Source organism: Fictibacillus barbaricus (assembly GCF_014635025.1).
GTDB lineage: Bacteria > Bacillota > Bacilli > Bacillales > Fictibacillaceae > Fictibacillus > Fictibacillus barbaricus.
This window is the reverse complement of record NZ_BMCE01000001.1, coordinates 302,989-314,236: the sequence shown is the minus strand read 5'-3', so window position 1 is coordinate 314,236 and position 11,248 is coordinate 302,989. Positions and strand designations below refer to the sequence as shown.

The 11,248-nt window shown below is 40.4% G+C and carries 12 protein-coding genes and 1 riboswitch; of the genes, 4 read left to right on the top strand and 8 right to left on the bottom strand.

What is annotated here, in order from left to right; all coding sequences use genetic code 11:
- Positions 1 to 57: 57 nt before the first annotated feature.
- The 5 genes from IEV52_RS01575 to IEV52_RS01555 form a co-directional block, all read right to left on the bottom strand.
- Entirely contained in the window at positions 58 to 942 is an 885-nt protein-coding gene (locus tag IEV52_RS01575; RefSeq protein ID WP_188400784.1) for an ATP-binding protein, read from the bottom strand.
- A 157-nt stretch (positions 943 to 1,099) separates the two neighbouring features.
- Complete coding sequence (locus tag IEV52_RS01570) at positions 1,100 to 1,282, bottom strand: hypothetical protein (protein ID WP_188400783.1); 183 nt, start codon at positions 1,280 to 1,282, stop codon at positions 1,100 to 1,102.
- 15 nt (positions 1,283 to 1,297) lie between these two features.
- The gene (locus IEV52_RS01565) at positions 1,298 to 2,032 is read right to left on the bottom strand and encodes a YdcF family protein (protein ID WP_188400782.1); all 735 of its coding nucleotides are present in this window, start codon (positions 2,030 to 2,032) and stop codon (positions 1,298 to 1,300) included.
- 83 nt (positions 2,033 to 2,115) lie between these two features.
- Positions 2,116 to 2,601, bottom strand: a complete 486-nt coding sequence (locus IEV52_RS01560) for a hypothetical protein (RefSeq protein ID WP_188400781.1) — start codon at positions 2,599 to 2,601, stop codon at positions 2,116 to 2,118.
- A 34-nt stretch (positions 2,602 to 2,635) separates the two neighbouring features.
- Positions 2,636 to 2,718: riboswitch (cyclic di-GMP riboswitch) on the bottom strand.
- Between the two features lie 313 nt (positions 2,719 to 3,031).
- Complete coding sequence (locus tag IEV52_RS01555) at positions 3,032 to 3,634, bottom strand: spore coat protein (protein ID WP_188402200.1); 603 nt, start codon at positions 3,632 to 3,634, stop codon at positions 3,032 to 3,034.
- A 390-nt stretch (positions 3,635 to 4,024) separates the two neighbouring features.
- Here IEV52_RS01555 and IEV52_RS01550 point away from each other — a divergent pair, with 390 nt between their 5' ends.
- Positions 4,025 to 4,579 (top strand): transposase, encoded by a 555-nt coding sequence (locus IEV52_RS01550; protein WP_188400780.1) that lies wholly within the window; start codon positions 4,025 to 4,027, stop codon positions 4,577 to 4,579.
- A gap of 107 nt (positions 4,580 to 4,686) precedes the next feature.
- Here IEV52_RS01550 and IEV52_RS01545 read toward each other — a convergent pair whose 3' ends face one another.
- Entirely contained in the window at positions 4,687 to 6,660 is a 1,974-nt protein-coding gene (locus IEV52_RS01545; RefSeq protein ID WP_188400779.1) for a methyl-accepting chemotaxis protein, read from the bottom strand.
- Between the two features lie 253 nt (positions 6,661 to 6,913).
- Between IEV52_RS01545 and IEV52_RS01540 the strand changes: the two genes are divergently transcribed.
- A complete protein-coding gene (locus IEV52_RS01540; RefSeq protein WP_188400778.1) occupies positions 6,914 to 7,084 on the top strand; it encodes an aspartyl-phosphate phosphatase Spo0E family protein in 171 nt (56 codons plus the stop codon).
- Between the two features lie 96 nt (positions 7,085 to 7,180).
- On the opposite strand, the gene IEV52_RS01535 is transcribed toward IEV52_RS01540, so the two are convergent.
- Complete coding sequence (locus tag IEV52_RS01535; RefSeq protein WP_188400777.1) at positions 7,181 to 8,128, bottom strand: nucleoside hydrolase; 948 nt, start codon at positions 8,126 to 8,128, stop codon at positions 7,181 to 7,183.
- 79 nt (positions 8,129 to 8,207) lie between these two features.
- Positions 8,208 to 8,618, bottom strand: coding sequence for a thiol-disulfide oxidoreductase DCC family protein (locus IEV52_RS01530; protein WP_188400776.1), 411 nt, complete (start codon positions 8,616 to 8,618; stop codon positions 8,208 to 8,210).
- A 146-nt stretch (positions 8,619 to 8,764) separates the two neighbouring features.
- Here IEV52_RS01530 and IEV52_RS01525 point away from each other — a divergent pair, with 146 nt between their 5' ends.
- Both IEV52_RS01525 and IEV52_RS01520 read left to right on the top strand, forming a co-directional pair.
- The gene (locus IEV52_RS01525; RefSeq protein ID WP_188400775.1) at positions 8,765 to 9,424 is read left to right on the top strand and encodes a DUF975 family protein; all 660 of its coding nucleotides are present in this window, start codon (positions 8,765 to 8,767) and stop codon (positions 9,422 to 9,424) included.
- A 203-nt stretch (positions 9,425 to 9,627) separates the two neighbouring features.
- Positions 9,628 to 11,244 carry a hypothetical protein gene (locus IEV52_RS01520; RefSeq protein ID WP_188400774.1) on the top strand — a complete coding sequence of 539 codons (1,617 nt, stop codon included), beginning with the start codon at positions 9,628 to 9,630 and terminating at the stop codon, positions 11,242 to 11,244.
- Positions 11,245 to 11,248 lie beyond the last annotated feature (4 nt).

Below are 11,248 nucleotides of genomic sequence, written 5' to 3'. Positions count from 1 at the left end.
AACCTCCAAAATCATCGTGGGAAATAAATTGTTGGGGGACTGTCCCCATTTCCCAGCTTACGCAAACAGCGTCGCGGCCACGTTGGAAACGAGGGCGCGTTCGCGGGCATCTTCGAGCTTGTCGGCGATTGCGCGCTGGATGGCGCGCTTCGCCGGCAAGTAGACGGAGAGGTCGGCCGCATCCAGAAGTGCGCGGATGGATGCGGCGTCCTCGGACAGATGGCCGGCTTTCGCCTGACCGATAAGGTCAGACGAAAGCTGGACAAACTTCGATAGCACATCTTCATCTTTTTGCTGAGACTGGTTTTTCAGCATTTCCTTTAACGTCTCGCCTTGGATATAAGGAACTTCGATCACAACAAAACGGTTTTTCAATGCTTCATTCAGCGGCACTGTTCCGATGTAGCCTTCGTTAATTGCAGCAATCACGTTGAATCCAGGCTCTGCTTTTACCACTTCCCCAGTAAACGGGTTTGCGATCGTACGTCGATAATCGAGCATTCCGTTAAGGATCGGCAGCGTTTCAGGTTTTGCGATGTTTATTTCATCAATGTATAGGAAGTGCCCATTAGTCGCTGCTTTTGTTACAGGACCTGGGATGAATTCAATCTCTTGCTTTCCCTCGTTGTAGCTTAACGTTTTATGGCCAAGAAGCGCTTCTGCGTCAAGGTCAACGGAGGCATTCACTTGGTGCAGCGGCTGTCCGAACACATTTGACAGGAGTTCGGCAAGCTTGGTTTTCCCTGATCCTGTAGGGCCTTTCAGCAGAACATTTTTTCCTAAAGCGAGTGCAATGACAGCATCTTCTATAAGTGAAGTATCAGGCGCCGTGTATCCTGGATCGCCGATTAATCCTTTATATATATCTGGTAAGTTTTCTAATCGCTTAGCTGCATCTTGCTGCAGTTTTTCTTTTATTTCAATCGGAATTTGAAGATTCATATCAAAAAATCCTTTCTCATGATCTATCTAAAGATCATCTATCAACAGTATTTCCAGCATTTCGTTACATAAAGCCTTACACAATGTAACATTGTAAGCTTTTTCAAGGCAAGTGTACTGACTGCAAAGAAAAACACTTAGTTTCTTAATCTGATAACTAAGTGTTCTCATTCTTTTTCATAAGTTCTACAACATGGGGTTTCGGCTCCCAGCAATTGAACTGATACTGTGGTTTTGTTTCATAACCAAGACGTACACAGTGATAGCGCATACCTTGATTCGTTTTTTCAGGTTTGAAATTTATACATGTCGCGCAGCAGTGATACTTACTTTGTTTCATGACAGCCTCAATCCTTTATCGGTCGGTAAAATAGCTTTTAATGATGGCCATATATTCTCGCACGTGTGCTTGTGGTATCGATGAGATTCGGAGTGGTGACCCAAGTCCCTCTGCTTCAATACCAACCCGTTTCGCGATCATTTTTGTACGAAAAAGATGAAAATCACTTGTTACAATTAATAGTTGTTCATTTGCCTGCAGCATCTCTTTTGTATATAAAAGGTTCTCATACGTACTAGTCGCCTTCTCTTCAATCTTTATGCGTTTCGGGTCAATGCCATTCTCCACCAAGTAGTTTTTCATGATGGAGCCCTCACTCGTTGTTTTACCAAATCCAAGGCCTCCGCTCACGATAAAGCTTACGTCCGGGTGATGTTCCGCATAGGCTATTGCCTGATCAAGTCGTCCTTTTAGTACCGCACCTGGCCGGTTATTCTTTGTACCACCGCCAAGGACGAGGATGGAATTGATTTTGCCAGATACCTTCTCTGGATCTGTATTAGCAGATATAAGAATAAGAGTTTCAAGCGCTGCAGCAAAAAGTAAACATATGATCACGAGTGCTAAAGTTGTTTTTCGATACATTTTGAAAACTTTCGTAGCCAAATCGTATCTGTAAAAAAGGATGAAAAAGAGTGCACCTAAAAAGAAGAAAACCGCAAGACCCATGTCCATATTGGTCGTTTGGATCAGCATAGCCGTTGCATAAACAAGAAAGATCATACTAAGCAGAAGAAATAGTTTTCTCATAAATTCGTCTCCGTTTATCATTCTAATTTCTAGTATATAGGAAAAAGAAAAAGAGCGGAGAATGGAGCTCCGCTCTTAAACATTTATTTTGTGTTCTTTTTTAATTCTTGTTCGATCTCTTTTGTGATTTCTTCTTGTATCTTTGTAGAAGTTTTGATTGCGTCCGCATTCATCTCTTCTTTCTTTTTGGTGATGGCTTCGTCTTTTTTCTTTGTTACTTCAGCCATTTCCTGATCATAATGAGCTTTGATCTCACCTTTTTTGTCTTCAATGATCTTTTGCTTCTCATTCTCTAATTCCTGTTTCGTGTTATTGAAGATTGCACTGATATTCGAACTCAAATTTGTTAGCAATGAATTTTTTTCATCATTAAGTGCCTTATCGATATCTGCTTTGTATGTAAACGAAACAATCTGATTGTATAGATAGCCGGCAAGGTCAGGTTTTGCAGCAAAAACAGATGTGGTGCCTAAACCTAATACAAATGTTGTCGCTAAAACGATTTTTGGCCATTTCTTCGTCGTTGTTCTTTTCTTTGAACTGAACTTTTCTTTTCTTGAGATCTCCATAAAAATACCCCTTCCTTTATCTTCAGAACCTTATAAAAGAAGCAGTCGGTTGCGCTACTAGCTTCAGTTATCCCAAGCGCCCACATATAGAATAACCTTCATAGCTCCACACTTATTTAATTATATTCTCATACTAAATTACCATCTCAGTAATTAACTGTAAATGGTTTTTTAGTAATTTATACCTGCTATTTTTTTTAGTAGAATCTTATTTCACAAAAGAAAGAAGACATTGTCCACTCGGAGTGGACAATGTCTTCTAAAATGTATTTGTATGGGGTCTGTCCCCATTTGTACGCAACTAGGGATAACACGATTGGTAAAACAACCGTATGCATACCCCCAAAAAGATTAGGATAGTTAAGGTGCAGGAACATAAATCATAATAAAACGAGTACCCTTTTGAGTTAGTACTCGTTTCTTTCGATCGTTATTGAAGTGGTAGTTGTGACTGTGGTGCTGGAGCATAGGCATTCATCATGCTCGTCATATCTTGTTGGTTTAATTGTGGAACTTGGTAATAATGATTCTTGTTTTGCCAGATTGACAATTCATAAGCCATTTCAATCCAGTTTGGGATTCCATCCGCTAAAACACGACGTAATACCGGGTTCGTTACTTCTAATGTTGCCATTCCTCTAGAAGAAGCATTGGATTTTAACGTCCCTAAAAGGAGCGCTGAAACACATTGATCATTTAATTCAGTAACACTTTGTATCGGCTTAACCGGTTGTGCTGGTTTTAGACCGTACACAAAATCATTATCTTGTGCCATCTTGTACGATTCAGTTCGCATCGCTGGATCTTTTCCTGTTTGGAAAGCCTGTACACATGCATTATATTCTTTCGTTATATGTTGATAATGACGGCTCAGCATAGCTTTTAGTTCCTGATCTTGCACATGCCCTTGACACAATGTGTAGAGATTTAATGCACCTACTGTTCCACTAAGCACTTCATGAACATCAAACATTTCATGACCACCATGATTAAGTTGAGCAGAAATTTGGCCTGTTTGCATGTTTTGATGCATGAATTCTGGGCTAGGATTAGCAGGCTGTTGATTTTGATTGTTGTTTGGTTGATTTGGATTCATGATATAACCTCCAAGAATTAAAATTACCGGGTTATTTTATGTAAATTGAAGTCAAATATACATGATTTCTGTATTTCATTAAAAAATTTCCGGGGAAATTTGATAAGAAGGATCAATATCTTTCAGTTTTTGACAAAAACGGTCAACTAGGATAAAGCAATTTTAGCGTACTTACCTAAAAGAAAGGATTTAAACCGTTTGCATTCTAACACGCTATAGAGGTTTTACTCAAAAACAATGAGGGAAATAAATTGTTTGGGGTCAGTCCCAATTTCCCAAACTGTCAACCAAGCAGTAAAATAATGGTATAGCTGAAAGGAGGTGAAAATGATTCCTAGAACACGTCGCATTTGGTACCCTGATGCGGTTTACCACGTAACCACTCGCGGAAACCGAAAAGAACCTCTCTTTTATTCCCATCTGGATTTCCACCGATATTTAAAAATTTTAAGCCACTGTGTTAGAAAGTACGAAGTCGAGCTCTTCTCTTATTGCCTCATGACAAACCACACACATCTTCAAATCCTGTGCAGCAAGTTCCCACCCGGAGATTTCATGAAAGAACTAAATGAAACATATGCCATGTACTTCAACAAGAAATACGAGCTAACAGGTCATGTCTTCCAAGGCCGCTATGGAGCGGAATTGATTGAAGATCGTTCTTATCTGCTGGACACAAGCAGATATATTCACATGAACCCTGTAGCTGCTGATCTCGTTATGTTCCCTCTCGAATATCCTTGGAGCAGCTACCGGTATTATGTTACTCAATCGGTATGCCCCTTCGTAGAAACTTCAACCATTCTTGGATTATTTCAAAATTCAAAACCGCAGTATCGGGATTACGTAGAAAGTAAAACATCACCAGTAGTTGAACTCTAAGTGAAATGCTTTTACGTTTTTGAACCCAGTTATTCAAACAAAAGCCGGTTTTGTCCTCTCTAAAAAGACAAAACCGGCTAAGATGTAATTGTATGGGGTCTGTCCCCCTAGAATGTAAACCGCTGCACGTGGGTGCGCATTTGATCTGCATATTGTTCGAGCTGTTCTGCTAGATGATTTAGCTGTTCCATAGAAGCTGACTGCTGCTCTGCGGATGCTGAAACCTCCTCAGTCCCAGCTGCTGTTTCTTGCGTAATCGCTAAAATATGTGAAGCATTTTCAAGCAATACGTCTTTTTGCTTTGCCATGTCTTCAACCGATTGAATCACATCTCTTAATTTATCTGAGTTGGTACGAACGACTCTAGATATAGCTGTAAAGGTTTGTTCTGTCTCTTCAACCGCCTCGCTTTGGGATAGGATAAGGGCCGCTGCCTCTTGAACTTGCCCAACAGTCGATTGAGTTACATTCTGCATATCTGTAATCAGCCCGCTAATTTCTTTTAGTGAATTCTCGGTTTGTTCTGCTAACTTTCGCACCTCATCTGCAACAACGGCAAACCCTCTTCCAGACTCTCCTGCCCTTGCAGCTTCAATCGCCGCGTTTAATGCTAGTAAATTTGTCTGGTTTGCAATAGCACTAATCGTATGAACAATCTTTTGGACATTGCCTGAAGTTTCATCCAATTTTTTAATAGAGGTAATCATCTCTTTTGTCATTTCGGTCGTCATTAACGACTTTTCTTTTAGACCACTTACTTTTTCAACACCTCTAACCGACTCTTCATCCATTTGGTGCGTTGCCTTTTGAATGGCTTCTCCATGCGCTTGTACTTGGCTGATACGATCTGCAAGAACGTTAGCTGCTTTGGCGTTACCCTCCATCATTTCAGCTTGATGAGATGAACCAGCAGCAATTTGCTGCATTGTTGTTGAAACTTCGTTAGCTGAAGCAGAATTTTCTTCTGCACTTGCCACTACCGTTTGAGATGCATCTGTCACATGATCTGTAATCTGAGCCATCTCTCCGATTAACATGCGCATCTGTCCTGTCATTTCATCAAAACTTATAGCGAGTTCACCGATCTCATCTTTCCTCTGAATGGATACACTTGCTTGTAAGTTCCCTTCTTTCATCTCACGCATAGCTTCTTTCAGCTGGTTAACCGGTACAGTAACACTTCTTGATACAAATAAGGAAATTACCGCAGCCACTATGAGAGTGATAAGCAATGCGATACCGATTGGCACAAGAATCACCGAAGCCTTTTGTTCAAACTCACTAACAGCTACAGTTCCAGCAAGTTTCCACCCGGTCGTTTCGTTTCTCGTGTAGCTTATCACTCGCTCTTCATCATTTATGTGCGTTGTTATTACTCCTTGTTTATTCTTTATCTTTTTATAAAAAGATTCCTTCGTTGCGCTCTTACCTAGTTTTTTCTCGTCAGGATGGACCATGTAGTTTCCTGAGTTATCAAGAAGGAGCGCATAGCCTGTTTCCCCGATCTCCACATTTTGCATAAGTGTAAGAATATCATTAACCGCAATATCTATAGCGGCTACCCCTACCACTTTACCGCTGTATTCAACAGCTCTCATCGCTTTTACAACCGGCCTGTCCGTTGCTTTGTCAATAAAAGGGTCCGTCCAATAGACTTGCTTAGGATTATCAGCAGCTTGTTTATACCAAGTGGTTAAAGTCAAATCTTCAACTGATGCGGAAGGTATTGGATACATGATGACTTCCTTTGCTTCGGAAACAAAATAACTGTTCATGATCGCTTCATTTGCTAGATGATAATCTTCGAATCTTGAAATGATATACTCCGGGCTATCACCTTTCTCGTGAAGTTTTATCGTCGCAGAATCTGCATAAGCTGAAACAAAATCAGCGTTATCTTCTAAAAAGCGGTTTAATGACTCATTCAGATCATGCATTCGGGCAGATGTATCTTCCGATGAATTATCAACGGTTGTCTTCATACTAAACATGTAGCTGACTCCGCTGATGATTAAACCTGTCATTATAATAAGTAATATAAAAGGCACAAGAATTTGCCTCTGCAGACTTTTCTTTATCATTTTTTCCTCCAGATGTACTTTTTTCTAGGCAGCAAAAAGTATATCGACAGGATTCAACAAAGTTTTACTAAAAAAAGCCGGTTTTGTCTTCTCTAAAAAGACAAAACTGGCTAATATGTAATTGTATGGGGTCTGTCCCCCTATATGTGTAAAAAATTAATAGACTTGACACAAAATATAGTATATAATATTTACAAGATTTACCGAAATTATTGGTTCAGAAGTGGTTATTATATTAGAGGGGGAATGGACCATGAGCCGAAGCAATGCTCTTGTCTTAACTACAGAGATAGACGCCATTCGCACGACCATGTATGAGGTAAGTAAAAAGGTTAATAGTCTTGCAGATCCGCTTCTTGTTCAATTAAGCCAGATACTAGACGAAAAATTAAATAAACTAGACCAAATTAGAGATTGCGCTTAAATACAAAAAAATATTGACTAGAGATAACAAGATAACCGGGAGTTCCTACTATTATAGGGATTACCGGTTTTTTATTTTGTACTTCTCTTTTCTTCCTCATTCAAACTTCTCACCTGTCATTACACTCATAAAGTCGTTGAAAAACCAGGTATAGTTAAAATCAAACGCAATCCGATGCTTCTTTTCTTGATCATTAAACTGAATGTACGGCCTCACATCAGCAATACTCTGTCCTCTCGCAATATTTTCATCTCGAAGGACAATATGTATGGGCAATGTTTTAAATGAAAACATGTCTTCCCGTATACCTGCCATCAACGTAAGAGCATCATGGACCGGACTTCCTAGTATTTTAGGATTTCTTTTTTTATAGAAATCATAATAATAGTCGAGAAGTGGTTTAATAACAGGGGCTTTCCCTTTGTGATCTATGTAATTAACCATTTCCGGCGTAACGATTGCTCTATCAGTTACGTTCAACGGAATGATCGTTAGGTTTTCGGCATATGTCAATACAACTCTGACTGCAATGGGATCAGCATGGAAGTTTGCTTCCGATACAGCCGTCACGTTTCCTGGCACCCAAAAGGCTCCACCCATAACATAGAAAGCTTTTACTTTTTTCATAAGTGATTGAAACAGAATAAACATTGTTGCCAAAGAAGTTAGTCTGCCGACATTCACGATTATAATTTCATTCTCATATTGTTCGATCAGACTTACTATTTCAAAAAAGTTTTCAATAACTCCCTCATAATTGCCTGGCTCTATCGGACCTAATCCGTATACGCCATGAACCTCAGGATAAAAAGTAGGCTGCTCGCCTGTCATAGGTACTTCTGCTCCCCCAATAATCTTTACTTCATCAGGAAAGTTAAAAGTTTTACCAAGATAGTGAACATTTGCAACAGTCTGTGCTCTGGATACATTACCGTAGTCTGCAACAACACCGACAATATCTATTTCACCGCTTAAATAACCATATGTCAGCGCAATTGTGTCATCAATTCCTACATCTCCAAAGAACAAAACCTTTTGTCCCATAGTAAAAATCCCCTTTTTTTTCCTTTTGTTTTATCCTATTAGGAAGCAAGGTTGTCTTATGAAATTTGGGGCTTAAAAGCTATTTTAAGAATCTATTTTTAAGGTTAGGTGTCGGCATCATACAGCTATCTCTTTTTCCAAACCACCGATAGCGATTGCTAGCTACTTTTTTATAAAAAAAGTTCCGGACTGGCTTAGGAACGATCCTTAAAATGTTACAAAGGCTATAAGGAAACCTTAAAAATTTTGTAACGTTTAGTACGGCGTCGGATTCTGTATAGACCTTACCGCCCTTTATTAAAATGACAGAATCGATCTGCTCGGGGTCGATGCTTTTTTGAGAGAGTAACTTCTGCCCAGCTTCTGACTGAATAGCTGCAAACTTTAGGTCACTATTCTTTTCATTTCTTAAAATAAATTTCACACTTCCATCACAAAGGTTACAAACGCCATCAAATAGAAGAACAGGATCCTCCGTTTTACCATTCATCACATCTAACCCTTTCCGTCATTATCTATTTCCTCTGTTTTACTATTAATCTGCAACGTAAACCAAAAAAGTTGTTCTGATTTTCAAGTAAAGACGTACATCATATAGTAGTATAAAAGAGAATCGATAACGAAAGGTGAAAAACGATGAAAAATAAAGAGATAAAACGGTTGGCCCGACAACAATTAAAAGGTCAGTGGGGAATAGCAGCATTATTTACGTTACTGTTTGCAGCAATCTATTACTTGATTCCCTTGATCATAGAAATAAACTTAAGCGGAGGATTTGAAGCATGGATAAACCAGCAAGATAATGTTAATGGACCTGCGGCAAGTACATTTGTTATCACGCTTGTTTTACTGCCCTTATACATCGGGTACTTGTGGACGTTTTTATCCGTGATACGTAATGGCGAGAGGATTAAATTCTCTGGTCTGCTTCAAGCCTTTTCTGAGATTAGTACGTACGTAAAGATACTTGGAACGTATTTAGTTATGATGGTGTATATGTTCTTGTGGGCACTTCTTCTTTTAGTTCCTGGAATCATAAAAGCGTTCTCGTATTCACAGACGTATTTTGTATTAAAAGACAACCCGGGAATCGGAATTAATGCTGCCATTACAAAAAGCCGAAAGCTCATGAATGGCTATAAGTGGAGATTCTTTGTGCTGCATCTAAGCTTTATCGGCTGGGGTATTTTATGTTTGTTTACGCTCGGGATCGGATTCCTTTGGCTTGCCCCTTACATGAGTGCGTCCTATGCTGCTTTTTATGACAACTTAGTAAAAAATCAAAATGAGATCTAGTTTGTGGTTAAATAAAACCAATCTTAAAAAACTTAAAAAATAAATAAGCTTGTGATTTCAACCCCGTGATTGTCCATTTGAGGTGGACAATCACGGGGTTTTTGTATTTGTTTGGGGACAGACCCCATTTCCTTAAATATTTCCCGAAGTTAGGACATATTTATCAGTATCAGGATAAGACAAGACATCTAAGGGGTGGCATGATGGATCAAATTACTGTAATCGTCGTCGGGGTCATTGGATTTTTAATGTTTTTTGGTATTGTGGGATACACACAGACTGCGTACCATTTTCGCAAGTGGAGTAAAGAGCTTCAGAAGCTGGAAACAAACAAGGAGCAGCAACCCTACTCTCACTGGATTCAGCGTGTTACATCTGACTACAAACAATTTCATCTCGCCGGCGTGCCACAATTAAACACACAAGCGCTTATCGAAAAGCATTTATACAACGAACGCATACCTCTGCTAGGCATCTTCCGAGTTCCAGTTGGCAACATACAAAAATTGCTCAATCAGCTTCCGTCCTTCACCATCATTCTTGGTGTACTCGGAACCTTTATCGGACTAACACTCTCGCTTCTTTCCATGCAAGATACACTACTGACTTTAGGCACACAGCCGGCTGACTCGAACCTTACCCTAAACTCGATCATCTCATCCTTAACGGCACCGTTTGAAGGCATGAGTGTCGCATTTTTCACGAGTATTGCCGGAATCGTGGCAGCACTCTTCTTGAACCTGATCCAGACAGGCTTTTTCTCACAAGGCACCTCCCTTTCTTACATGCAAAATAAACTTTTAGCCGATTGTGAAGTGTATATGGATCACCACTTCAACAGCGAACTGATTAACGATAAGCCACAAGACTCGGTTGAACGTCTGCTTGATCGACTGGCGTCCCGTGTAGAAACATCGTTTGACAAGACGCTTGGTGAATTTGCGTCGCAGATGGTTCATTTTACAGCAGGTCTGCAAAAAGCAATGGAAGACGTAAACGGTATTTTTGAATCGCAGCGGCAGCACTCAGAACGTTTCGCAGCATCTGCCACACAACTCGATCAGTTCGGCCAGCGTTTTAATGAAACGACTAAAGAACTTGGCACGATCCAAAAAACAGTAGATACAAGTATCAACGCACTTGCTAAAAACATCTCTTCATTCGAACAACAATTAAAAACGAGCAACGACCGGCACACGCAAGGTCAGCAAAAGTTTGAACAGCTGATCCAGCGTTCCGATAAAATGCTCCAGGAAGCGCAGCGCCGTTCTGAAGAACATGCACAATCGATGCTTCGCGGCATGCAGGAACAGCTTCAGCACTACCAAAACCAGCATGATGCACTTGAAAACCGACTCGCTCAAAAGCAGGACGAATGGCATTATCGATACGCTGAAAAGCAAGGCGAATACGGCCGGGCAGCTGCTGACTTTGCTTCAAGCGTTGGTCAGCTCGAGAAAGGATTTTATACAGCTGTTGAACACATCAAACGTGATTTTACGGATCAGGTACGGAACATCATGGATAGTCAGAGCCGCCAGCTCGCTTCTATCCTGAACAATTCACAAAACCAGAACAGCCGTGATGATGATCTGCGAGAACTTGCTCGCACGCTTGAAAACCTTCATCACGGTTTAACACGAAGCATTACCGACAACAACCGTACGCTCTCTGACATGTATCACCTCATGCAGCGCATCTATCAAGCAGCAATGAACCAATCCAATCAGGTTGTATACGATTCACGAGTACCACGCCAAGACTTTGTCGAGGACGAACGGATGCCTGAAATCTCCAATCAGAGTTTTAGGAGACGGTGACCGG